The sequence below is a fragment of the Acinetobacter sp. YH12041 genome, assembly GCF_013419975.1.
Lineage (GTDB): Bacteria > Pseudomonadota > Gammaproteobacteria > Pseudomonadales > Moraxellaceae > Acinetobacter.
The window spans coordinates 55,891-78,460 of record NZ_VOZC01000005.1; the positions used below are offsets into that span (position 1 = coordinate 55,891).

Consider the following 22,570-nt stretch of genomic DNA (forward strand, 5'->3'; position numbering starts at 1 on the left):
ATGTCCACCTCGTTTATGTTGATGGTCGTAGGATCAGTGAGTTCATCATAAGGGTGCTGCCTAGTACCAATCCCGGATTCGCAAGAATTATATTCGTATTAACCGAAAGATCAGCCACTGCTTTTCCCTCCCCATTAAATAGGCGCGCCCAAACTGCAGTACCTGATTTTATAACTGTTGCTGCATCTGTCTGATTCAACTCAACGTAATCGGTATGCACCTGTTTGATTGAGGGTTTAGGCAGCGTTAATGTAACCAATCTGGCGTTATTGTTTGCTGCTACCGTTACATCTGCAGGCTTTGCATCATCATAAAAAACAAAGGTAGCATTTGCGCTACCTTGGTCTAAAAAGTTTGCCAGTGCCTGAAGTTGAGCCAGTCCGGCAGCTAAAGAGGTTTTAATCATTTGGCTACCACCTTATCTAAAATCACTGCGTTATATTCTTCGTTTGGATCGAAGGCCACTACAAAACATTCCAGTCCAACTGCAATATTGCGAAATGCATAGGAGCCATCAGTTTTGGACGTTATCTCCCAGAGTAATTGGCGGTTGTCGCGACGAAAAACACAAACTGGCACTGGTGAGTAATTAGCTCCTACTTTTTTGGTTGTGCCTTTAATTTGTCCAAGACCTTGATTTTCATTCAAAAAAGTAATAATTGGCTGATACAATTTTGCAATTAGATACCCCATATCTCCCAGTTTTTGAAAGTCTGGATCGTATCCACCAAAAAATATCCGATTAATTTTAAGAGACAATTTTCACCTCCTCTAGTGGAAAAGCCATATAAGCCGCTTGCGAAGCTGCTGAACCTGTAGAGATGTGGTGTATACAAATCGAATTATCTAGATCAATGTCTTTTGTAGTAAATGGGCTGCTGTTTGCAGAAAGACTAGGTGCATTAGTTGATGAGTATTTTGCAATAAAGGCACCAAGCAAAACTCCCAAATGTTGTCTGGTAGTTTTTTCATAGATAAAAATTGGTTGTGCAGTTGTGGTGTTAAATATATCCAATTCAGCACTTATAGATGATGTTGCTGCCTGTGGAGTCTTAAAGATATAGTCAGATGTTGTGTTTGATGAGCTTGAATCAAATGCAACACTAATGTTCCCTATAAGCGCTTGTGTTACTTGCAGTGCATTAGAAGATATTGAGGTGGTTATCCCTGTAACCTTGCCAATCAAAACTGGGTACTGAAGTTTTTCATTATCAATACAGAGACTTGGCAGTACAGCTGATATTACACCAGAGCCATCTCCGGTATAGCAATTGGTCAGAATAGCAAGATGATATTTACTTCCTAATGCATGTGCTTTTCCGTAAGAAGAACTGCCTTGTGTGTATGTCCAATCGTTGCGCGAAGATGACGCACTTGAACCCCAGTCAAAGTCAAATTTCAGATCACTTCCAGGTGAGACCACTTGCGCATTTTGAAAATAAGCATCGGGATCGGTAATAAATCCAGTGAGTTGATCAAAAGTTTTGCCGACACATGGGGCGATTGCGTTTCGACGAGTTGCAACATCCTGAAAGCAGAATCGAATATAAATATTCGATTCATCTAATTGTTTAAATTTATATACATGAATATTTGCATTTTCATACTCAAGCTCCCAACCAAGCGAAGCAACCTTGGTTGTAAAATTGCCTACAATAAAAGTTGGCGCACCATCAATAGTCATCGTGACTGTATTTGCAGTCACACTATCAATGACAAATTCACCATCATTAATATTTAAAAGCTCAGGTGCACTGACTTTTAAGACACGATCCGCAACATAGCCATGTGTGCCACCATAAGTAAATGTAACTTGATTGCCTGCCACAGCCACGCTTGAAACAGTCTGCTTGTTATAACCAAGTGCCAACATTTTCTTAAAACGATCTGGAAACAGGTTTTTAGACCCTGCACAAAAATCCAAACCTACATCCGCAAAGTCAAAAAATTTTGTCTGTGTCTGCTTCATTGCCATTTTTTATTCACTCATAAAAAAAGACCGCTTAAAGCGGCCATATTTGATTTAACTTTTAAACTACTCGATCAACATCGCCACGCAACATGATCTGGAATGAATCAGAAACAATGCTGGGTTCTGACTGTTTCACAGTGCGGATCACCCAGATTGGCTGCATTGCCGCAATAGTGTTAAACCGTAGCACGTTGCCATTTGCCCAGCCTGCGCCCCATGCTTCTTTCTTAAGTACAAAATAAGGTGCATTTGTGACAGGGTTCATTGGCAAATAATCTACAGATGTAGATCCGTTTAAGGTTAAGCGGCCTGTGTATTCACCCACACAATAGAACGCTTCGGGACCGGTGAAAACAATGGCCCAGCGTTCTTGAATGGCTCCTTTATTTGTGACCTGTATTGGATAAAGTGAATCATTAAAGTTGGCAGATATTGCTGAACCTGATGGCATGTCAGCCCAGACACTATTCCAAGCCTGCTGAACAAATTTCTGTGTGTAACGGGCTTGCATATCACCAATAACCAAGGCAGAACCTACAATTGTGTTATCAGCATCATAATTGTGGGTCAGTGGCTTGGTGAATGTAAGCTGTCCAGAAATCTGGACATCACGGATCAGTCCCATATCCTGATAACGGTATTTTGCTGTAATTGGCGCAACCAGATTGCCCAGCACAAAATCACCATTTAGTGTCACTTTCCCATAATCGTAATCAACAGAGTAAAGATCAAAATCAACCTTTGTTCCATTTGCATCTTCAAGTTCACACCATGAAATACGCTGATCATTTAGATCATACGTCTGGCCAGCAATTGCACTTGGCAGGTTTTGCGACTTGGTTGAACTTACAATCCCAATTGCCCCGACTCGGAAAATTGGCACACGCCCATCCAGCGGCAAACGTGTTGCGGACAATCCCAGAATTGATGAATCAAGCGGAATGTAAGTGTAAGCAATCGCGTTATATCTTAAAGTTGAAGGGTCAACCCAGATAGGGATGTTAATAAATTGATCATTGCTTCCTGTTTCCCTGTATTCCAGATTGCTGTCATACCATGGCTGACTTTCAATTTCTGGCCGGTTTTCAGGTGTAATCAAGGTTTTTTTGTAGAAATAAACGTCAACAAAACCATTGATCCAATTAATTGAACCGTGTGCCAGATCTGTATCAATGGTGCCACTTTCATCTGCTGTAAGGGTTAATTGCCCATATTCCAGTGTGGTGACCACAAAGGATAATGAACCGCTTCGAATCGGAATGATGGGTGTTCTGAAGCTTACCTGGTTGATTGGATGTACCATATCAACCGTGGTTGTCAGTGCTTCAAGTTGTACTGTGTTATTTCCGCCTGGTGCCCATGCATCCAGCTCAACAATGCCAGTGCCAAGCTGGATCAGACCAGCTGCAGCACCAACACCAGTTGCCGGGTCAATGTTTCGATATAACGCCCCGCCCTGATCCACAAAAACATCAGAACCAAGTTTGAAGCGTGTGGAACTGGCAATGATCTGCTCATCAAATCCATTGGTTAAGTCAAGCTGTAGCTTATTAACCGCTATAACTTTTGCAGAATTATTCACACCTGATGTGTCACGATACTTGATTGATATTGTCGTATCCGTGTAGGCTCCCAGATCAACTTCAACACGTTCCAGGCTTGATTGCTTGGGTAAATAAAAAGACATTTCAAAGACCTCTAGGGTGTGTTTCGTAGATTAAGCTGAACGCATGATGGTGTATTCAACAGGCTGATAAGTTTGGACATATTTCACATATTTAGCCCGCGGGGTAATCTCAACAGCACCAGTTGAATATAAGATAGTTCCAACGATTTCACCGGATTCACTCACAATTTGACCCGTACCAGCATTGACTGGAACATCATAAAATCTGGCTGTTACGCCACTTACAGATCCGTCTGCTGTTCTTAAAGGGATCATTAACTCAACACTATTTGGCTGAATTGCCGCGCCCGTTCCAATGGTAAATGTGATTTTCTGATTTGCGTCTGGTAAAGCTGACTTGGTTTGATCTTGTGCACTACCATAACCATAGTTGATGGTGAAGCTCGTACCCTTTTGCGGCAACAACTTAGGCGCAACAAAGCCTTTGCCGGTTGCATAGTTAATCTCCCCAGTTGCATCCCCTGTGAATTTTCCTTGTGAATTTGAAACAGCTGTTTTTGTTTCTCCCTCAAGCAACCAGGTTACCGTCACGCTGCCGGCTGCAATGCCCTCGCGTTCTAAATCAAATTCAAATTTAGCCGGAAAAACTGGCAAATTTTCCCGGGAAAAAGTTGAAGTTGGCGTACACCAGTGAAGCAAAATCACACTATCTACATCAGGCAGTGCACCTGTAGTCAGCAACCAAGTGCCAGTGTTGTAGTTAATGGTGCCAGAACCAAAAGCCGCATTTGAACCAGAAAGCTTTCCAGAACCATCATCAGTCAATTCATAAAACCGGCCCTGCGCCATAAAGGATATAGAAAGGCTGCCTGGTGCGGGTTTTGGCACTAGAATGCCACTGAAGTTCATGGACTGTGTAAGCTTTGTTACTGGCAAGGCATAAGACTGTGTGTATTGCTGTGGTGTTGCTGCAGGTTTGAACGTCAGGGCTATTTGCCGATTTCCTATTGGTGCTGAGCTAGTCCACTGAATCAGACCACGCTGGTAATCAATTGTGCCCACCTGTGTGCCTTGCGTATCTTTTAGCAAGCCGCCCTGGTCTGAAATTGACATACCTGCAAGGGATATACTGACGCTTGACGGGATCACTGCAGAGCCAATGTACATGTTCTGGGTCTGACTAATAGAAACAGTCTGATTAATGGAAATAGTGCCACCAGAACTTGGCACCAATGCCAAACTTTCAGATGCTGCACTCACATCCAGAATTGGCGTTTCAGTCTGAGCAGATGGGATCAACTGTGTGAACATGCTTTCAGCCTGGACAGTGTATTCACCAACTGAAGCGTTTTCTTTTAACTTGGTACTAGAATAATAATAACCAGAATCAGCAACAATTGATTCACAAAGCACTGTTCTTGACTTCCCGCCTTTGGCCCATTGCTCTGCAGTTAAACCAACATAATCACGCTCCAAAGCATCACTTAACTGATATGTAGCAACCTTATATGCAGTGAGTTTTGAATCTATCAAAGCTTGGGCTTCACGGGTTTCCACGCCTGTGATTCTGACAAACTGTTCATATTTTGTTGGTAATCCCTCGTCAGTCAAAATAACGATTGTATCCCCTACACTACACTCCATCTCTTGAGGAAAAAGATTACACTGCAAGGTTTTCATTCCTTGATAATGTGTATCACTCGGCACACCAGCAACACGACCACCGCGCGCCAGATAACTACTGACGCGGGATTGAGCATCGGAACGCTGATCTGTGAAACTATTGGTGCTAAATAGCAGTGCGGATACGTTTGGATCTTCTGGCAGTTCAGATACAAAAACAGTTGCACCCATCAAAAGATCAGTGTCATCTGTTGTGACAGCAGGGAAAATTTTCCGCATGGACACATCACCCATTGTCCAACCAAGTTCAGAAATGTCATTAAAAAGGTTATTACTGATACCGTCCTGAACTACTACGCCAGAATATTTACCACCGCCGTCAGAGTTATCAGTCAAGCGTTCAGACTTGTAAATCACTAAATCCTTGGTTTCAATCGCCATCGTTTAACTCCGTAAAGCGTAAAGTCACGTTGTAATAATCATCCAGTGATACAGCTGGAATTCCTTTCATCGGTGCAGCCTCTAAAGTCCCATCCTGGTGGTTAAATTTGACGGTGAATTGCCGGTTGTCATGAGGCTGTTCAAACTGCAGTTTAAAATTTTCACCTTGCAGCTTGGACCATTCCAAAACAGTCCGTAATTCACGCAATTTGATCCAGCCCATTTCCGGATTTGCCGGTTGCAAGGTAATTGGTCGGCCCGACTTCTTTTTGCCTTCCTGAATATGCAAAGTGCCATCCATTGCATAAGCCTGAATCTGCTCAATAGGCTTCCAGGAGAATTCATCAGACCATAAAAAACCGTCCTCTAATGGGACGGTCTCTGATGTCGCTAAGCGAATTAATTTCATGTTGATTTCGCCTGTACTTTTAATTGATTAACCAGTTCATTCATTAAGGATTCCTGACCTGCTGGCCCTGTGAATTTCATCTGCTTGCCATTGAAGTCAAAGTTGTAGGTAACCTCTTTACTTGGCTGACTTGAATTGCTAACCGAAGGTGAAGAAGGAATTGACGGCGCATAATCACCCAAGCTACCAGAACCAGTTGAAGCCACATTGATACTGCGAAGCAATTCATTGATCTTGTTGGTCCCGTGCTGAGTGGTTATTCCATTCGCTGCGGCACGGTCAAATTCAGCATTAATTAATGCTTTCATTGCCACGCTGCTTTCCTTTCCAAGACCTTCAGCTTTAGCATCACGATCTGCCGCCATGGCTTTAGACCAAATGGTAGAAGCCAATTTCTCAGCCTCTTTATCGTCATAACCCTTACTTTTCAGCTGTGAGATCACATCAGACTTAGTGTAAGAGTCATAGTCGTAGATCCCTTTACTCAATGCCTCGCCTTGACGCTTCATTTCCTTATTGAAATCACTCTTAGCTTTAGAAACCGCATCAGCCCAGGCTTCAGTAGAGGATTTAGCTTCTTCACGTGCAACCTGACCTGCATGGCGGTAACCATCAGCAATTCCACGTGCAGAGTCTCTAACACGGTCATTGGATTTAGACCAATCATCCATGGTTTTAACAACGGCTTTACCAGTGTCATCAATTTGTACTTCAAGATTTCGGCCAGCATTCATTGCATTTACTGCAGCAATTCTTCCAGCATCACCGGACGCAGCGGCAGACTGAGCAGCTTTTTGATATGCCTTTTCAATTCCTTCAGCAGTAGCCTTGCCACTATCCCGAATCGTAATGTAGTCCATTAAGGCTTGTTGAGCAGCCAGTTTAAGTTGCTCTTTGGTCTGGATACCTAAGCGTTTAAATGCCTCAGTAACCGGATCAATATCATCCGGTAATCCTTGCGCCTGAATTTTGATGGCAATTAAGCCTTGCTCTACCTGAGATGTTGAGATTTGTCCTTGGTTGCCAAACTCCTCAAGTTTCGCTTTTGCATAGTCAATCTCAGCCTGGCTTTTGGCTGTTTGCAGCCATTTCAACCATGCCTCATAAGTAAGATTGCCGGCATCCTCTCCGGTGACACCAAGATCTTCAAGCCCGGCAGAAAAATTATCTACACTGGTTTCTGTTTCCTTAAATTTTGCTGAAACTCGATTTAAGGAAACATCTAGATCTAAACCTAATGCGGTAGCAGCTTTTCGAGCTTTATCGGATGCATTTGCTGCACCCTCTGCACCCTCTTCAGCTTGACTCCATGCCTCAACTGATACTTTGCCAGCCTGATCGACAGTGACGATATATCCTTTTGCCATTAGATCGGCTTGCATCGTGCCATCTATTACGCCTTTATTGGCAGCAACAGCAGCTTCCGCATAGGCCCGAACCGCTTTAAGCTTCTCTTCTTCAGTTGCCTTTTTTCCCTCAACTTCACGCTGCTGCTCTGCCAACAGTTGATCCATTGTGGCCTTTGCATCTGCCAGAGATTGTGTATTCTTTTCTTCTTGGGTTTGGCTAATCGCTTGGATCGCCTCAACGCCGCGGGATTTAAACTCTATAGCACCATCTGAAGCCTTGTTGTAATACTCCTGTGCTTTAGCCGCCATGGCCTCCATATCGGCAATAGCTTTAGTCTTAGCATCGCCCCATGTAAATGCAGCTTTCAGGTTATAGAAGGCTGCTGAAACATCAAAGAAAACACCTGTTAGAAGGTTAGCTACAATACCAATAGCATTAAAACCATCGCCTATAAAACCAATGGCAACATTTACTCCCTGTAGCGCTTTAGTTAGTCCATTGGTTTTGCTTTCTGTTTCACTTACACCGTTATTGAATCTAAAAATTGCATCAAGTGTGCCATTAAGTACATCAAGAGTGATTTCAAAGGCATCACCAACAGTGGAGCCTAATTCTTTAAGTGATTCGTAGGCAGACAATAATGCTTGTTTAAGCGCCTCAATTGTTTGTGGATCGATTCTATTGAGTTGATCGCCCACCCATACGACACCATCACCCATATCATTGAGTAAGACCTCAATAATATTTAGATTATCAGCAATCGTTACCAGCCAGTCTGCTACAGTTGCAGATGCACCATTGGACTGGTCCATCTTGCCAATTAATATTTCCCAAGATGTTGAAATTCTCTGTAGCGCATTCCCAATGGTGAGCGGAAACTGATCATAAGTTTCTTGAACTGATTTGGCTTGGCTACCAATGGCTTTAACTACACGCTCTGCTGAGAGTTCACCATTCTCAGCCATTTTGCGGAGTTCACCAGTAGTGACACCTAAACCCTTAGCTAAAGCTTCAGCCAAGCCATAACCGTTCTCCATGATAGAGTTGAATTCTTCACCTCGAAGAACACCCCCCTGCATCGCCTGGATAAACTGAGTAACAGCGGCTTCACTTGCTTGTGCACTACCTCCACCGATCTGAATGGCTTGAGTTACAGTTTTGGTCAGATCCAACGCTTGTTGCTGGGTCATTCCCATTTCTTTGCCGACTGCGTTCAGTCGGGTAAATAAATCCCCTGTAGCTTGTAAGCTGGAGTTTGTGGCAAGTGCTACCTGGTGAACGCCAGCCATTGCTTGTTGGAAGTTACCACCTTCTCTGGTAGCAATCTGAATTCGTACTGATAGGTTGGTATAGGAGTCAGCAGCCTCGGCCAATTCACGAATACCTAAACCAATACCGAGTGCAGCCATAGCTCCAGCAAGTGTATTTACAGCAAACTTTGCGCCATCGATACCTTTCTGTGCTGTTTGGGCTGCACTATCTGTATCCTTTAAGCTTGAGTTAGCTTTATTTACTTCTGCCTGAAAGCCATTAAAAGCCTGATCTGCCTGTTGAACTTCTTTTTCTAGCTGATCAACTTCTGCTTGGGCTTTCTCAATTTCAGCTGGTGAAGCACTAGTTTTTGAAAATGCCTCAAGGTTCTGCTTAGCCTGAGTTAGATCGCTCTTAAGTTGACTTAATGCTTTCTCTGCTTTATTACCAAAATCAGTAAAATTACCTGCTGTAGATTTTGCATTGTCTCCAGCATCCTTGATCATGCCTGTGGCAGCATTTAAAGACTGTGATAGCTTATCTGCTAACTCACTCGTTCCTTTTGGGATGATATTTCCCATTTCCTTGGAAGCATCATTTGTCGCTTGTTTTAACTTCTCTGACTCTTGTTTGATCGCATTAAAAACAGATTTTGCCGTGTCTTCAGAAAGCTTTACATTGCTTACAAATCCCTTGGTGTCGGCATCCATTACCAATTTGAAAGTTAAATTCTTACCAGACATGTCGACCTCTGAATTTCAGGCAATAAAAAACCCGCATCAGCGGGAAAATTTAGATATTAAAAAACCACCCGAAGGTGGTTTAGTTAGAAATTGAAGATATTCTTCCGTTTGTAAAATGCAGATACTTAGAACCCGAATATGGTGTTCTATACACCCACTGCTCAAATACATTATTTGCAGTGGTGGTTGTATTAATTTTATCTGGATAACCCCATGTGGACTTCTCAGCTTCAGCTTTAGTCATTCCTACACGCGGCTCTTTTTTTGTAGCTTGTGCGGCTTTTTCTTTAGCTGCAGCTTCTTGCTTGGCTTTGATCTGGCTCTGAGACTGCTTTACCTTATTATTTAATTCTTTGCCTGCACAAGGTTTACCTTGATAAACAGTTTTTCCATCTACTGTGCAGGTATAAACTTCACCAGAGATTGCAGTTTGAGCTATTAGAGCTGTACACAAACTCAGAAAAATATACGACCGCTTCATAATCATATCCCTAAATTATTATTTTCCTATCATAACTTTAGGGTAATGCATGATCAATCAGAAACCATTTCTTTCTTGAATGATTCAAAGCCTTTTTTGTCGGATTGGGCTACACGTGCAGCAATGGCAGAGTTAAAGATGCCCTGCTTGTACATCTTGTTTGCTGCCTTAACATAGCTCTGGAATGCACCGTAGGTCATCTGCATGATTTCACTATGCTGATGGCCCATTGATACCAGAAACTGGAATGAATCAAACCAAGTAGAGTCATCTTTCTTTTTAATGCCACGTTTAGGCTTTTCGTATTTGAAGTAAGCCTGATTGACCAAAAGTACAGCTTTTAGCAACTCTTTGAAGGTTTGCTCATCTGCTGCCAGATCAAAGATAGCTTTCTGGTTCAGGTTAGTCACACGGGCAATAGTTGAGATCACCTGCACACCGTGAGCTTTAAACAGCCCCGTCAAAATCTCATCTGAATGATTCTGGTCTTTAATGAAGTTCTTCAAAACTTCAGCATGCATTGCCCAGGTATCAAAGTCTTTCATCTGGATCTGGCGAACTTCGATATCTTTAAGCTTAATGCTTCGGTTTGTTGCTAAGAAAAAATCATTCATGATGGGATCTCGAGATAATTTTTGGCACTAAAAAAGCACCCGAAGGTGCTTTTCTTTTAACTTTGATAAAGCCTGAATTCTATAAAGCCCAACTACCACCTTGTCCCATCTCATAAACGATGAAAATTAAGGCTAGTACCATTAGAATGACAACAATGATTTCTGTTTTTGTTAGCATCTTCAGCGCTCCACTTTTAACCATTTAGATGATAAGCAAAGCAAACAATTTATAACATAAAGGTTACAAAAAAATTATTGGATGTTACAAAGCTAAAGACGGAAAAGAAAAGCCACCCGAAGGTGGCGATAATTATTAGCTTTGCTTCACACCTTGTATGCCTTTGCATAATTTCAAGATGCTTTCGGCATGCAGTGTGATGTGTCGATGGTTTGGCTTGGTTCGCTCAATATCAATTCCAATTAATATGGCTGCTTCAATATTTTTCTGCCAATCACCCGTGTCTGGTACTGGTTCGATTGAGCAAAACACATAGCTATCATCACCAATGTTGATGTCAGCATAATTTTCTTCGTCTGTGCTTGGTCGACATTCTGCAACTACATAAGCAATATTCATGATTAAACCCCGCCAGCAAATGGCAATGACGGCTGTAATTCACTTTCTAATTGCGCTATTTCATCATCAAGCGGATGCTTTTCATGTTTCCACACGTTCATATCTCTGGCTGAGCAACTAACTTGCTGTTTGCGATTTTCGCGGTAACCAACAATATGATTATATCTAGCCCATTTAGATTGAAAGACTTGGGTTAATTGGCTTGCCATCCAGTTAAAGGCATCAATAAATTGCTCTTTTACTGCATCAGCCTTCTCACCATTAAATCCCATCACCAGAAACATCCACCCATCTTTAGTCATTTGGTAAAACTTTCTAGGCTTTCCGTTCTGTAACTTGTTGTTTTCAAAGCAAAGCGCAAAATTGCGTTCACGGAATTTCTGTGAGCACTTCATATTTTTAATTGCTCGAAGCACATCAGAGTGTCTTTTTTTGAATGCTTCCGCTACTGCATAACTGGTTGTCTTTGGTTCGCCATTTTCATTTGAGACCATGGCACGTAAATTTAATGTTGTCATCATGTTCATAAGATTTCCTCTTATATGACCATGTTCAAAAAAATAAACTGGCAGGCACGTTGAACATGGAAACGCGCTTTTCGAGCCGTCGCTCTAGCCAGTGGTTTGCCTGAAAACAGGCATAAAAAAACCGCCCAATAAGGACGGTTTGATTAAGTGGTGGGATTAATCCCTTTCATTTGCATTAAGCGATTAATGAAAATGAAAAGAATCAAAAAAAACAGGCACAAAAAAAGACGCATAGCGCCGTGGAGTTCTTTGTGCCTGCATGAGGTTATTACGCTGCCGGAATCGTCACAACATGGCCATATAAGCCTAATGCCGGATCTGCTTGCTTCGTTACATCAGATAAAGCCTGACCAGAGATTTCATACTGACCAAGTTCTTCATGAATCAGTGGGAAAGTGGTTTCTGGCGACTTCTTGGTACGCCATAAACGTACAGCCATGTGTTTACCATTTGCGGTATTGATGCCCTTGAAGAAAAGCTCATACTCTTTTTCAAAGTCGGATGCCAGAGTGGTATTAGTCACTGCACCAGTGGTGTAGGTGGCTAAGATCGGCATGGTCAGATCTGATACATCATGGAAAACCACAGTACCAAATACAGCATCCAGTGTGTAATTCTCTGGATCAACAGTCTTAGCTGTGCCAGTGGTTGAATCCTTGAATGAAACCGTTTTCAGGTTATAACCATCCAGTTTGATTTCTTTACCGGCCACCACAGTACCCAGTGATATATCTGTCGCTGTAGTAGTTGCTACGGCGTGATTCATACCAGACAGGATATATTGAAGGTTTTCTGGATCAGTTTCTTCCAGCGTTCCCGTAAAATTCACTGATGTTGCATTGATCATCGTGAAGTCAGTAGTACGCTGACCAGATGTTGATTCTTTATGCTCAACAACATCAGCACCAATTTCTAACTCAAAGTCTGGCACGTTGCCCAAATGGCGCATTGCACTAGCAACACCATTCACAAGTTCTGACAGGTAAAACTTACCTTGCAGCGAAATATATTCTTTAGCCATTACTTTTCATCCCCTGTAGTTTTCTTGGCTGGAGCAGCTTTAGGTTCAGGCAATTCCTGAATGACACCATCTGCCAGTAACTTTTTGATTTGTGCATCACTCAGCCCACCGACCACATCACCCTTTTGAAAGCGACCGACAGGCTGTAATGCTTTGTATTGTTTTGCCATGACTGGCTCCTAAATGAATTTTTGTGATTCAAAAATAATCGTGATGTATGCAAAGCCTGGACTATACCCATCCCGAACCGAAATCATTTCTAGTGCCGTTCGTGATGCCTGAGGCTGCCAGCCGGAAAGTAATTGAATGACCTTCTCGGTTAACAACCCAGCTTCATCACTCACCGCTCGGCCATCAGTCATTTGAGATTGAGCATTTCGACATGCAACCGTAACCGCCCATTGCTGACCGATCTGATTGATACTTCCACGACCTGCGCTGGCTTTCTTGTCAATACGGACAAAATTGACATGCGCAGATGGCGTGACTTGTGACATCTCGGTGACCTTAACCGAATTCAACGGCGTGTATATTTGCTTGAATTCTGGAATTTCTTTCAGCTTTTCTGCAATCTCATCACGCACCGCGAAGAAGGTGCTCATCTATAAAACTCCCGACAATATCCAAAATCATTACCTCATCTTCAGCATCAATACCAAGCTGAGTCCGAGGTGGAATAATGGATTGCTTAACCTTTCGATACTGGCCACCAACTGCGAATGTAATATATTGGCCATTCTTGGGTAGGATTGTTGCGCCGTAATGCAGATGGGGTGCATACGCAACATCTGTACCCACCTCCACACCATTTGAAAGAACATTGTGTGTGTAGGAATTCATCAGGCGGCCAGTATCTCGAAGCGTTTCACCGACCCCGACACCATCCCTGCCTTGCATGCTGGCACGCCATGATACTTTCCATGGGTTCCCATCTACATCAGTACCCGTTAAGAATCGATGCTGCACACTATCCACAAGTCCAGCACCAATCTCATCAAACAGCTGGTCCTTTAAAGAATCAAAGTTACCTAATTGCTTAAGTACTGCTTCAATCGGTGAACTATCTGCCTGAATGGTTATTGCGAAAGCCATAAACACCTCACTTCATACTGGGCATCATGTCTAAAATGGCATCACCAAATACACCACCGGTGTAACTTGTGCCGATGGGTGCTGTTGATGGTTTATTTACTGGCTTTTCATCAGTCACTTGGTTTTCAGTATTGAGGATATTTAGAATAGCTTTACCGTCAGCTACCCGCTTTAGAAAATCAATCTCTGCTTTATAGCGATTCTCAATTTCTTCCGTGGGTCGCTGAAAGTAAAGACGATAGCGTGCAATGTTGCACGCTACTCGTTTTAATGTGCTTGGTATACTTGGTAACGGTAGCTCATATCTAACCGCGACATAGCTATCGATTTCCTCTGCAGCATCCTGTAATGCATTTTCAACCGCGTCATTAGTTGATTGCATTGCTTCTAAATTTTCCATCTCATGTATACCAAACCGAGCCACTAAATCCTCTCGTGTTGCATACATAGATCACCTACTTGGTTTCGTCGGCAGGTTTCGAATCTGCTTTAGGTTTTGCAGCAGACTTCACCTTTTCCAGTTCAGCCACCTTGGCTTTGAGCTCAGCCATTTCTTGCTCGGCTTTAGCCTTGTCGGCAGTCACTGTCTGATTGGCTTCAGTTAAGGTTTTATTTGCTGCTGTTAGTTCAGCATTGGCCTTTTCCAGTTCAGCCAGACGAGCAGCGGTATTGTCTGCTTCTGGCTCTTCCGGCTCTTGATATTCTTCAATAGCCCCAGATGCTAAAAGGGCCTGAAGTTGTTTAGCTTCAAGCCCTTTGATTTCATCACCTGGCATAAAATGCCCGATGGATTGTTTTGCTGTGTACTTCGGCATGTCTTGCTCCTTATAGAGTGATAAAGCCAGTACCACCAACGACACCGTTCTTATTAGACGGCACAACCAGTGGAGCAGATTCGGTCATCAGCATGATGCCGCTTGGATCTTCACAGTACCATTGACGGTCAAAGTACTGCTGAGCAACGCCGTTGGCCAGCATGTTCTTGATCTTACAGTGAGCTACCGAACCATTGGTATCAGAGATTAGTGAGAAGTAATCTTTAGGAATAAAGCGCTTCACTTGACCTTTGTTACGGTAAGTTGCGTCATATACCCAGAATTCGATTCCATCAAAGGTTCCTTTGAAGGTTGCTGATTCTTTTACACCAAAGCTTGGATTCACTGGAACAGAAATACCCGCATATGGCGTGATGAATTCTTTTTTGAATTCTTCATTGTTCCAGAGAGCCGCCCAAACCAAGCCAGACATAACAGACAGCTTAGCTTCACCACCATCAGCAGCCAATTGACGTTCAAGCATGGTGCGAATATCCGTTACTGGCTTGGCACCCGCTTCATTCCATTTGACCAACGGCGTATATGTCAAAGACGCATCACGACGGTAATCCACCAGGTTGAGCTCATAATCATCTGAGTGAAGCGTGTATTTACCATTTTTCAGTAAATCGATAGCCATCATCATGACTGAGTTATCAATCGCATCATGGTTGCGCTTCATCACTGAGATTTGAGCAATGATCATTTGCTCTTGCTCAGATAGTCGCTGGTTACCAGTTGAGATGATACCTGCAGTACGTAAACGCTCAAGCAAGGCAATTTCAAAAGTTTCTGCTGGAGTGACCTGATTCTTTGGCTTGTAGTAAGCCGGTTTAACGTGGCGTACTTCACCAGATTGAGTAGTATCAAATGGCTTACCAGGCTGTTGCGGTGATACCAGTGGTGCCAGATCATGTTCAGCTGATAATTCAGCCAGTGGCACATCATCACGCGTGAATAACGGGCGATTAGGGAAAAGCTTATCTAAAAGCCATGTGTCCATTGGACGGTAATTCGAGTGGATCAGTGCCAGCTCACCCACATCAAGAAGTTCAAGTGGAGCACCTTCAATATTAAAAGACTGTGGCATGTTGTTTACACCTTAGAAAGTTCGATTTTGTTTTTAGTTGCCTGTGCACGCGCTGCATCATATTCTTCAGCAGCAAGCAAAGTCCCATTAAGCGATACAGCTTCAATACTGAAAACCCCGCCGTAGTAGACCGGAATTTCGATTCCATCAGCGGCCTTGATTGTGGCTTCTGCAGCCGTAACGTCTTGGCCACAAATTACATCCCATGTTTTTTCATCAGTAGCGTGTGTGAGTACATTCGCATCTGAAAGTGTAAGTAAGTCACCTTTTTTATAGGCTGTAGCGGTAGTTACTTTGGCATTGGCACGTCGTAACTTTTCATTGTCTAGGACCAGCTTTTTAGACTGGACCGTAATTTTTGGAATAACCTGGCTCATGAATTATTTCCCCTTGTTTTGTTCTGCGAATGCTTGTGCACCAGAAGTGAATTTGTGAGTGTCGGTATTATTCGACTGGCCACCTTGCCCTGGATTGGCTTGATGAGTGAACAAGTGAGCAAATGCCGGATTTACACTTGGTGTTTGTTGTGTCTGTGGTGTAGCTGGCGGCTGTTGGCTACCTGCAGAAAATTGACGAAGCTGCTTTGCAGTAAAGGCAAAAACTGAATCATCCATATTTGTATAAGCCGTTTTATCTTCAGCACTAAACTGTGTTTTCAGTTCAGTTTCTAAAGCTGCAATTTCATCAGCACGCTTTTGTGCTTTGAATTGCTTAAGTTCAGCTAGGGCATTATCACGTTCACGCTCTGCCTGCTCTTTGGCCTGTTGTGCTTTTTCTAATTCGGTCACGTCTGTGTCCTCTTTGGTTGGGTTTGGATTGGCTTTGCCTGAGAAGGCTTTAATTGATGTATTACGATCAGCACCAGTCGAGCAGATCGTGAACTCACGAATACGGTTTTGACGGAAGATTGTGATAGGACCTTCAAACACTTGACCATTCACAGTGACTGTCTTGCCTTGTGAGACTTCTTCAATAGATCCAGGATCAATCATCATCGACATCTGGAATGGAAAGCCATCATCTGAGTCTTGAACGATTTCCTGCGCCTTGGCGTTCGTAAGAAAATCGCCTGAAACATCAATCTTTCCGTTCGTATCTACAGTTTGAACAACACCAATTCGACTTGAGCTAAAGTGTTCTTCAAGCAAGGCTGCTGGCTTATCAATCTCAATCCCATCAAGATCAAAGACCACACCAGAACGTCCCCAATACCAATGACCATCTACACGGCCACCAGCATAAGCAGTGCCTTTAAATTTTCGTTTTTGGCCCTCTTCAGCCTTTGGAACCTCAATTGCTGCAGCGTTGAATAGATACTTCAATCGCTCTTCATTTGGATCTGGCATTTTTCATGCTCCATAAAAAAACCCGCTTTAAAGCGGGTATGATTTAATATTAAATTTTTAGCCTAATTTATATAGATTTGATTGAGTAACCGAGAAGCTATATCCAAGTTTAATGACAGTATTTTTAATCAATTCAAAAAACCATGATGGAGTATTAGGCGCAACTATAATTTCTTCAATTAGCTGATTTAGATTACATGGAATAAGTTGGATAGCAGGCGTTGAACACTTTAGTTCCTCTTCACTCAACTTTATGTGGGAAGGTTCCATCACCTTATGTTTTTTACTCCCTACTAATCTAAATTCCTTCTCATGTTCGAAAGAGGGTCTTTTACTCAATAAAATATCATTAATATTTATAGAAATGAGCTCCTCTTTTTGAACAAGATCTGTGTAAGTCTTAGTTAAATTAGATAGATTTAAATCGTATACAACATGACCATAATTAAGCGTATCTACATATTCATTTTTAGGATTTGTTAGAGATGATTTTAGTTTTTGAATCGTTGTTTTGATAACTAAAGATTCCTCATTTTTACAATATAATTTCCACATAGCTGATGACTCAACTGAATTTTTATGCCAGCAGCTAACATAAGTTCTAAATTTGGCTAACCTACAACTAGCTAATATACTGGTATCGATTAATTCAGCCATATCAGAGTTTTTTGAGTTTAAAAAAGCTGTTTTTAATGCCTCTCTATAAATATGAGGATACGCCTCATATACATCTTCAAATAAATCCGGACGAGCTAAAACAATATGCTGATTAATTAACATATCTAAGAACTTTGATAGGTCCATGTAACGCCATAGAGTAATATTTTGCTCGGAGAAATTATCAATATTTGAAGACATTATTTGGCTCTGTCTGTATTTGCTAAGGATTCAAAATTCTTAGAGTATATATTACTTGGCTTTGATTTGTTTCAATCGAAACCACTTCGAAAGACAGTCCCATCGGCATCAGAACACCATTCCCAGCATTCAACATATCCAGATCAATACCCAAGCCTCTAGCATTCTCGATCTTAATCACGATATCTGAAGCTGTGTCAGCCATCAGTAACGGCGCATTCAATTGAACTGTTTGCCCTACCTGATAAGCCGCTACTTGATTAAGAGTCGCAGCCCCTAGCACGGTTGAAGCCGTATTGCTTGCCACAGCCTGAATAGCTGCCATGTCTGCACTCAGCCGGCGCTTAAGTACATTATCAGCCAGAGAGCTTGTAGTAGAGTTTAAATAGCCAGTCAGTGCAGCATCATTTCCCTGCACATAGTCCAGAAAGGTACGTATCGCACTTGGGCGAATGCTTGGATCAAGTGGAATCACGGTATTGGCCACCGTATCAAATAGATCCCGAGCCTTATCATCCATCGGAGCAAATAGTCTTGTGAGTTTTTTACTCGCCGTCCATTCAGCCTTGATTACCTCTTTCTGCTCGAGAAGATATTCTTTATCCAGACTTGAAGTGCTGATCTTTTTATCTACCAGCAATTCAAGTTCACCAAACTGCAATGGATGAGAACTCCAATCTAAGGCTTCAGCTATCTCAGGCAACTGATCATCTGGCGTAATGCCGTATTTCAATGCCTGCTTCTCAGTCAGAGCAACTACAGTACAGCGACAACGAAAACCCAACGGCGGGTAATGTGTCAGCCAGAATGGATGATCAATCGGCAATACAATCCGATTCAAGGCCAAATGACTTGGACGCACTCGACTATCATTGATCGCCGAGTACATCAGGTAAGGTCGTTTAACCTTATTCCGTTGCTGTTGCTGCCAACGGCCATGACCATAAGCACTTTGAATATTGGTACGAAATACATTGTCTAGGTAATGCTTTGGCAGAATGATTTCAGATTCTTCAATCAGCTTCTGAAAATCCTTAAAAGTACCGCCGTCGGCAATGGATTTATTCACTGCCTTGATGACCGTTTCAATCTGCTCAAGACTAGACAGAAAGCTTACCGTGGTTGCCATCTGCCGGGTCTTTAGATCCATTGAGTAGAACTCATCAGGCAGGACAATCTTTTTACTGTGAGCGTACCGAAGCGCCTCAAGAAACGTGACTGGTTGCATAGCTTACTTCCCGTTTTGAGCCGTCACATATCCCAATACATCTGCAGCATACAAAGCCTGGTCCAGATTAGCTGTGAACTGTGTCTGTGTTGCACCAGGTATTAATTGCATCAGGTTATAAGCCAGACTTTCGGGACTATCAGACTTGAATATCAGTTCCTTGACCTGATCTGGTTTCAATAGCTGCAATTCATCTTGGCCATCAGTCAGTTCTTCAACTTCCTGCTGTTCTGGTGAGAGCTTGTTTGCTGTTGCCTTAAAGTTGAATGCTTGGCGAGGTAATGCAGTGAATTGATTGAAGGCAGTTTGAGGCTGTTCAATCACATCACCATCTTCAAGCCCGTACTCACGCTTAAAGTATTGAGGCGTTAAGACTGCACCAGCATTTTTAAGCTTTACATCACGATCAGCTTTAGGCTCTTCCAGTGATTTCTCTTCACCAATGGTGACCCGGTGGCGTTCCCAGCCATTGATATCACATAGCGCGTTAATAATGGCTTGGATCGTTGGCATGATCATCCGGACATCGGCTTTATACTTTGAGTTCTGAATCTCAAGGTGCACATCACCCAAGGCACGCGAACCAGAGCCATCTGTACCAGATGTGAGAGTCTGCCCCAGAATCACTTTCTGGATACGGCGCTCAAGGTTCTTGTCGAAGGTTTCGAAAGTCTGTGAAGCGTTGCCATTGGTATTAGCTGTTTGGATTTCTACCGAATCTGTACCACTTAAAGCAATTACCGAACTGGCATGCGCTCTAAGTAGCGCATCACGCATATCAGTCGTCTTTCCGGCAGTTTTACCAACCAGCATTGGTAAGCCAAACTTTTCAACGAACTTGGCCCAGAACTTAAAGCCAGACGTTTTGAAGAACCAGACCCAGTACAATCGACTTAAAAGAGCCTCACCTAATGGATTCTCATAAGTAGATTTACAACGTGTCAAAAAGTGTTTGAAGCGCTGGTCTACCTCCTGATCCTGTCGAGACGTATTGTAGTTGGCTAGCAACATCAGACGACCATCATTCTTAGGCTCATACCATTGCATTGGCTTTTCACCAATCCACTTAAAACCAATAAACGGCGTAATAGTATCGCCGTCAATATGTAGGCTCGGTTCCTCAGGCTTGGTATAGATTACCTCTAATACAGAATATCCGTACCAGCGAGCATTCTGCGCACCCAGAAGAATCTCAGACCACCACTCACGTAAATGCTCCATGATGATTTTTGATTCCGGTCGGTCCATCGGTTCTACACGCCATGATGCACTTTCAAGTTTATCTTGGCGCTTTTCAATGGCCTGATAAATCTCATCGTCATACATCATGACTTTCAATCGTGGACGTGTGACCCCAGCCTTTCGAAGTACTTCATCGCCGTCTGGCATTTTGGTCAGATAACTGATTAAAGCCTGTTCAGCCTCATGAGAATACAGTGCACCAGCTTCAGGTTTTGCATTCTCAGGCTTTTTCCTTTTCTTAGACATAACTCAACCTTATGCAGCCGGAGGGCTGTAATTAATCGCAATTACTGCATCTTCAATCGCATCAATCAGCGTATCTACCTGATCATCATGATCATGAGTAAATGCCGCATTGAATGCTTCACATTCTTCAAAGAATTCGCCAACCCAATGTGCATCTTTAGGTACCATCACAAAACGATCTTCCGGTTTATCTTTATAGTTTGCTTCGAGATGGACCTGCACATCCATGAAACGGGATAGCTTGTCTGTATTACGTTGGACTGGAATCACAGCGACACCAGAGTAAGTACCGAGTGTTTGGATCAACTGAGTACCAGACGCTTTATCTTCTACTTTCATGTAGCGGATAGGTTTGGTATGCCAGGTGTATTCCTTGTGCTTATCCAGAAATGCTTTAGCCTGACGATTCAGTTCTGGTGCTTCCCATTTACCGCGCAAGAGATCTAGCAAGTACAACTTTCCATCTATGCCCATGCCTACAAGTAGGAATACGGAATAGTCATTGTGCTCTTTGGTCTTTTGAGCGGTATCGACAAGGACGGCGCGCCACTGAAGCTCTGGAATGTCTTTATAGAATCCAAACCATTCAGACTTGATTAAGTCACCGCCTAATTTCTTAGGCTGCTGCATGTACTGACTAGAGAATGTATAACGGGATACCGTGGCACCTTCTTTATCCTTGCCACCCTTTTCAAGTTGTAATAAGGATTGAAGCGATTCTTTCTTTGGCCAGTAACTTTGGCGGCCTTGCTCATCACGCTCAGCATCTCGCGGTACCAGCTTTTGAATATGCTTTGGCAAGGTTGCAATGTACTTATCATCAATTAATGCCGGAATAGATATTTGAGTCCATTCACCAGGTAAATTACCTGTCATGACAAAGTTGGTTGGATCCTCAGTATGCAGGCGCTGCATGATCATGATGATGGGTGTATCAGACTTGGCCTTACGTGAGTTCACCGTATTAAGTAACTTGCGATTGGCGGCATCTCGTTTGATCTTACTGAAAGCATCTTCTGGCTTTAATGGGTCATCGATAATGATACAACCTGTAAAGCCATCATCAGCCAGTGTTCCTGCGCGCCGTCCTGTTACCTGTCCACCCATAGAGGCCACATACACATGGCCAACATCGTAGTCCTCAACTGTAATCTTCCATTCCTTTTTGGAGTCAGTACTATTGGAGACCGTTAAATCCCACATCAATCGATAGTCTTTCGACTTCACAATGTCACGCGCCGTATCTGATACACCTTCGACCAGTGACTGAGAGAAAGATAGATACAGGAATCGAGAGCGCGCATTCAAAGCCAAGCCACGTGGAATTAGGTTGGTTGTCAGTTCAGTCTTACCAGCACCTGGTGGAACATTAATGACGACGTTTGCTATCTCACCCGCAATTACCTGATCAATAATCCATGAGATATAAACATGGTGCCAATTCACCGTGAATTTAAAACCCATACGGGGCTTAAAGAATCGCCGGGTGAAATATAAATGCTCATCTTCACACAGCTTTTTTTCAACCTGTGTTTGCAGATCCATTTAATATTCCTCTTGGGCCTTCTTCACTGCAGCTTCAACTTGTTCTTGAGTGGCATGAACAACTGTTGTCTGTAATGCTTCACCATCTTTACCAGTAATTTCTTGTCGGTTAGTGAATTGACCACCTACATCCTTAGCAGCCTGTTCAAGAATCTTAAGAGCTAATTTTGCATTCTTGGTTTTTTCAAGTTGCTTCTGATATTGCTTAAGCCGGTAATACTTACTGGCAATTGGAATATCTATCAAACCTTCATCAAATTTCTTACGAGTCTGATTGAATAGATCTGCAAGTTTTTTCCCGAGATTGCGACCTGCATATTTAGTCGGGTCATAGTTTTCACACTGACGACGATCGATTTCGATGTTGAACTCTTGCTTGACCAACTCCGCAACTTCTTGAGGGGTATCACGGCATGCAAGAGCTTGAACAATAAATATTTTTACAGGCTCTTTAAGTGCTGCCATAAATCCC

Annotated in this window: 26 protein-coding genes; 1 reads left to right on the forward strand and 25 read right to left on the reverse strand. The window is 42.8% G+C overall.

The annotated features are described in order from the left end of the window. Positions 1 to 13: 13 nt before the first annotated feature. The 7 genes from FTU00_RS05395 to FTU00_RS05425 are packed head-to-tail and all read right to left on the reverse strand — an operon-like array spanning position 14 to position 9,179. On the reverse strand, positions 14 to 406 hold the full coding sequence (locus FTU00_RS05395; protein ID WP_180179280.1) for a hypothetical protein: 393 nt from the start codon (positions 404 to 406) through the stop codon (positions 14 to 16). Continuing rightward, entirely contained in the window at positions 403 to 759 is a 357-nt protein-coding gene (locus FTU00_RS05400) for a carboxypeptidase regulatory-like domain-containing protein (RefSeq protein WP_180179281.1), read from the reverse strand. The genes FTU00_RS05395 and FTU00_RS05400 overlap by 4 nt, the downstream gene beginning before the upstream one ends. Further along, positions 749 to 1,975: a hypothetical protein gene (locus FTU00_RS05405; protein ID WP_180179282.1), complete on the reverse strand. Its 1,227-nt coding sequence runs from the start codon at positions 1,973 to 1,975 to the stop codon at positions 749 to 751. Before FTU00_RS05405 ends, FTU00_RS05400 begins: the two co-directional genes overlap by 11 nt. A gap of 55 nt (positions 1,976 to 2,030) precedes the next feature. After that, complete coding sequence (locus FTU00_RS05410) at positions 2,031 to 3,659, reverse strand: hypothetical protein (RefSeq protein ID WP_180179283.1); 1,629 nt, start codon at positions 3,657 to 3,659, stop codon at positions 2,031 to 2,033. 30 nt (positions 3,660 to 3,689) lie between these two features. Then, positions 3,690 to 5,663, reverse strand: a complete 1,974-nt coding sequence (locus FTU00_RS05415) for a hypothetical protein (protein WP_180179284.1) — start codon at positions 5,661 to 5,663, stop codon at positions 3,690 to 3,692. Next, positions 5,653 to 6,072 carry a hypothetical protein gene (locus FTU00_RS05420; protein ID WP_180179285.1) on the reverse strand — a complete coding sequence of 140 codons (420 nt, stop codon included), beginning with the start codon at positions 6,070 to 6,072 and terminating at the stop codon, positions 5,653 to 5,655. Before FTU00_RS05420 ends, FTU00_RS05415 begins: the two co-directional genes overlap by 11 nt. Then, complete coding sequence (locus FTU00_RS05425) at positions 6,069 to 9,179, reverse strand: tape measure protein (RefSeq protein WP_257229786.1); 3,111 nt, start codon at positions 9,177 to 9,179, stop codon at positions 6,069 to 6,071. The genes FTU00_RS05420 and FTU00_RS05425 overlap by 4 nt, the downstream gene beginning before the upstream one ends. On the opposite strand from FTU00_RS05425, the gene FTU00_RS15545 reads away from it, so the two are divergent. Next, complete coding sequence (locus tag FTU00_RS15545) at positions 9,178 to 9,510, forward strand: hypothetical protein (RefSeq protein WP_257229787.1); 333 nt, start codon at positions 9,178 to 9,180, stop codon at positions 9,508 to 9,510. The two genes, FTU00_RS05425 and FTU00_RS15545, sit on opposite strands and share 2 nt — an antisense overlap. Here FTU00_RS15545 and FTU00_RS05430 read toward each other — a convergent pair. The 18 genes from FTU00_RS05430 to FTU00_RS05515 form a co-directional block, all read right to left on the reverse strand. Next, positions 9,496 to 9,897 carry a DUF4124 domain-containing protein gene (locus tag FTU00_RS05430; protein WP_180179287.1) on the reverse strand — a complete coding sequence of 134 codons (402 nt, stop codon included), beginning with the start codon at positions 9,895 to 9,897 and terminating at the stop codon, positions 9,496 to 9,498. The two genes, FTU00_RS15545 and FTU00_RS05430, sit on opposite strands and share 15 nt — an antisense overlap. Positions 9,898 to 9,950: 53 nt before the next feature. Further along, positions 9,951 to 10,511 carry a hypothetical protein gene (locus tag FTU00_RS05435; RefSeq protein ID WP_180179288.1) on the reverse strand — a complete coding sequence of 187 codons (561 nt, stop codon included), beginning with the start codon at positions 10,509 to 10,511 and terminating at the stop codon, positions 9,951 to 9,953. Between the two features lie 313 nt (positions 10,512 to 10,824). Then, the gene (locus FTU00_RS05440) at positions 10,825 to 11,088 is read right to left on the reverse strand and encodes a hypothetical protein (protein ID WP_180052605.1); all 264 of its coding nucleotides are present in this window, start codon (positions 11,086 to 11,088) and stop codon (positions 10,825 to 10,827) included. Between the two features lie 2 nt (positions 11,089 to 11,090). Next, on the reverse strand, positions 11,091 to 11,615 hold the full coding sequence (locus FTU00_RS05445) for a Rha family transcriptional regulator (protein WP_180159553.1): 525 nt from the start codon (positions 11,613 to 11,615) through the stop codon (positions 11,091 to 11,093). Positions 11,616 to 11,883: 268 nt separating this feature from the next. After that, positions 11,884 to 12,636 carry a hypothetical protein gene (locus FTU00_RS05450; protein WP_180179289.1) on the reverse strand — a complete coding sequence of 251 codons (753 nt, stop codon included), beginning with the start codon at positions 12,634 to 12,636 and terminating at the stop codon, positions 11,884 to 11,886. Continuing rightward, positions 12,636 to 12,806: a hypothetical protein gene (locus tag FTU00_RS05455; protein ID WP_162835337.1), complete on the reverse strand. Its 171-nt coding sequence runs from the start codon at positions 12,804 to 12,806 to the stop codon at positions 12,636 to 12,638. The genes FTU00_RS05450 and FTU00_RS05455 overlap by 1 nt, the downstream gene beginning before the upstream one ends. Before the next feature lie 9 nt (positions 12,807 to 12,815). Continuing rightward, a complete protein-coding gene (locus tag FTU00_RS05460) occupies positions 12,816 to 13,238 on the reverse strand; it encodes a hypothetical protein (protein WP_180179290.1) in 423 nt (140 codons plus the stop codon). Then, on the reverse strand, positions 13,213 to 13,728 hold the full coding sequence (locus FTU00_RS05465) for a phage virion morphogenesis protein (protein ID WP_180179291.1): 516 nt from the start codon (positions 13,726 to 13,728) through the stop codon (positions 13,213 to 13,215). Before FTU00_RS05465 ends, FTU00_RS05460 begins: the two co-directional genes overlap by 26 nt. A 7-nt stretch (positions 13,729 to 13,735) precedes the next feature. Beyond that, positions 13,736 to 14,176 carry a gp436 family protein gene (locus FTU00_RS05470; protein ID WP_180011242.1) on the reverse strand — a complete coding sequence of 147 codons (441 nt, stop codon included), beginning with the start codon at positions 14,174 to 14,176 and terminating at the stop codon, positions 13,736 to 13,738. 7 nt (positions 14,177 to 14,183) lie between these two features. Then, on the reverse strand, positions 14,184 to 14,543 hold the full coding sequence (locus tag FTU00_RS05475; protein WP_180179292.1) for a hypothetical protein: 360 nt from the start codon (positions 14,541 to 14,543) through the stop codon (positions 14,184 to 14,186). Positions 14,544 to 14,553: 10 nt separating this feature from the next. Next, positions 14,554 to 15,633, reverse strand: a complete 1,080-nt coding sequence (locus tag FTU00_RS05480; protein ID WP_010117674.1) for a major capsid protein — start codon at positions 15,631 to 15,633, stop codon at positions 14,554 to 14,556. A 5-nt stretch (positions 15,634 to 15,638) separates the two neighbouring features. After that, positions 15,639 to 16,010, reverse strand: a complete 372-nt coding sequence (locus FTU00_RS05485) for a hypothetical protein (protein ID WP_034171155.1) — start codon at positions 16,008 to 16,010, stop codon at positions 15,639 to 15,641. 3 nt (positions 16,011 to 16,013) lie between these two features. Further along, positions 16,014 to 16,979 (reverse strand): hypothetical protein, encoded by a 966-nt coding sequence (locus FTU00_RS05490; RefSeq protein ID WP_180179293.1) that lies wholly within the window; start codon positions 16,977 to 16,979, stop codon positions 16,014 to 16,016. A gap of 57 nt (positions 16,980 to 17,036) precedes the next feature. Further along, a complete protein-coding gene (locus FTU00_RS05495; protein WP_180179294.1) occupies positions 17,037 to 17,837 on the reverse strand; it encodes a DUF2971 domain-containing protein in 801 nt (266 codons plus the stop codon). 22 nt (positions 17,838 to 17,859) lie between these two features. Then, positions 17,860 to 19,065, reverse strand: a complete 1,206-nt coding sequence (locus tag FTU00_RS05500; RefSeq protein ID WP_180179295.1) for a phage minor head protein — start codon at positions 19,063 to 19,065, stop codon at positions 17,860 to 17,862. Positions 19,066 to 19,068: 3 nt separating this feature from the next. Beyond that, on the reverse strand, positions 19,069 to 20,553 hold the full coding sequence (locus FTU00_RS05505; protein WP_180179296.1) for a DUF935 family protein: 1,485 nt from the start codon (positions 20,551 to 20,553) through the stop codon (positions 19,069 to 19,071). Between the two features lie 9 nt (positions 20,554 to 20,562). After that, a complete protein-coding gene (terL, locus tag FTU00_RS05510) occupies positions 20,563 to 22,098 on the reverse strand; it encodes a phage terminase large subunit (protein WP_179992503.1) in 1,536 nt (511 codons plus the stop codon). Beyond that, positions 22,099 to 22,563, reverse strand: a complete 465-nt coding sequence (locus FTU00_RS05515) for a DUF2280 domain-containing protein (RefSeq protein WP_005236588.1) — start codon at positions 22,561 to 22,563, stop codon at positions 22,099 to 22,101. It lies immediately after the preceding gene. Positions 22,564 to 22,570 lie beyond the last annotated feature (7 nt).

Coding starts and splice junctions, on each gene's coding strand:
- FTU00_RS05420 (WP_180179285.1), bottom strand. CDS start 6,072: ATGAAATTAATTCGCTTAGCGACATCAGAGACCGTCCCATTAGAGGAC.
- FTU00_RS05430 (WP_180179287.1), bottom strand. CDS start 9,897: ATGAAGCGGTCGTATATTTTTCTGAGTTTGTGTACAGCTCTAATAGCT.
- FTU00_RS05515 (WP_005236588.1), bottom strand. CDS start 22,563: ATGGCAGCACTTAAAGAGCCTGTAAAAATATTTATTGTTCAAGCTCTT.
- FTU00_RS05505 (WP_180179296.1), bottom strand. CDS start 20,553: ATGTCTAAGAAAAGGAAAAAGCCTGAGAATGCAAAACCTGAAGCTGGT.
- FTU00_RS05500 (WP_180179295.1), bottom strand. CDS start 19,065: ATGCAACCAGTCACGTTTCTTGAGGCGCTTCGGTACGCTCACAGTAAA.
- FTU00_RS15545 (WP_257229787.1), top strand. CDS start 9,178: ATGCCTGTGGCAGCATTTAAAGACTGTGATAGCTTATCTGCTAACTCA.
- FTU00_RS05480 (WP_010117674.1), bottom strand. CDS start 15,633: ATGCCACAGTCTTTTAATATTGAAGGTGCTCCACTTGAACTTCTTGAT.
- FTU00_RS05470 (WP_180011242.1), bottom strand. CDS start 14,176: ATGTATGCAACACGAGAGGATTTAGTGGCTCGGTTTGGTATACATGAG.
- FTU00_RS05495 (WP_180179294.1), bottom strand. CDS start 17,837: ATGTCTTCAAATATTGATAATTTCTCCGAGCAAAATATTACTCTATGG.
- FTU00_RS05425 (WP_257229786.1), bottom strand. CDS start 9,179: ATGATCAAGGATGCTGGAGACAATGCAAAATCTACAGCAGGTAATTTT.
- FTU00_RS05485 (WP_034171155.1), bottom strand. CDS start 16,010: ATGAGCCAGGTTATTCCAAAAATTACGGTCCAGTCTAAAAAGCTGGTC.
- FTU00_RS05415 (WP_180179284.1), bottom strand. CDS start 5,663: ATGGCGATTGAAACCAAGGATTTAGTGATTTACAAGTCTGAACGCTTG.
- FTU00_RS05450 (WP_180179289.1), bottom strand. CDS start 12,636: ATGGCTAAAGAATATATTTCGCTGCAAGGTAAGTTTTACCTGTCAGAA.
- FTU00_RS05465 (WP_180179291.1), bottom strand. CDS start 13,728: ATGGCTTTCGCAATAACCATTCAGGCAGATAGTTCACCGATTGAAGCA.
- FTU00_RS05445 (WP_180159553.1), bottom strand. CDS start 11,615: ATGAACATGATGACAACATTAAATTTACGTGCCATGGTCTCAAATGAA.
- FTU00_RS05440 (WP_180052605.1), bottom strand. CDS start 11,088: ATGAATATTGCTTATGTAGTTGCAGAATGTCGACCAAGCACAGACGAA.
- FTU00_RS05460 (WP_180179290.1), bottom strand. CDS start 13,238: ATGAGCACCTTCTTCGCGGTGCGTGATGAGATTGCAGAAAAGCTGAAA.
- terL (WP_179992503.1), bottom strand. CDS start 22,098: ATGGATCTGCAAACACAGGTTGAAAAAAAGCTGTGTGAAGATGAGCAT.
- FTU00_RS05455 (WP_162835337.1), bottom strand. CDS start 12,806: ATGGCAAAACAATACAAAGCATTACAGCCTGTCGGTCGCTTTCAAAAG.
- FTU00_RS05490 (WP_180179293.1), bottom strand. CDS start 16,979: ATGCCAGATCCAAATGAAGAGCGATTGAAGTATCTATTCAACGCTGCA.
- FTU00_RS05475 (WP_180179292.1), bottom strand. CDS start 14,543: ATGCCGAAGTACACAGCAAAACAATCCATCGGGCATTTTATGCCAGGT.
- FTU00_RS05410 (WP_180179283.1), bottom strand. CDS start 3,659: ATGTCTTTTTATTTACCCAAGCAATCAAGCCTGGAACGTGTTGAAGTT.
- FTU00_RS05395 (WP_180179280.1), bottom strand. CDS start 406: ATGATTAAAACCTCTTTAGCTGCCGGACTGGCTCAACTTCAGGCACTG.
- FTU00_RS05435 (WP_180179288.1), bottom strand. CDS start 10,511: ATGAATGATTTTTTCTTAGCAACAAACCGAAGCATTAAGCTTAAAGAT.
- FTU00_RS05405 (WP_180179282.1), bottom strand. CDS start 1,975: ATGGCAATGAAGCAGACACAGACAAAATTTTTTGACTTTGCGGATGTA.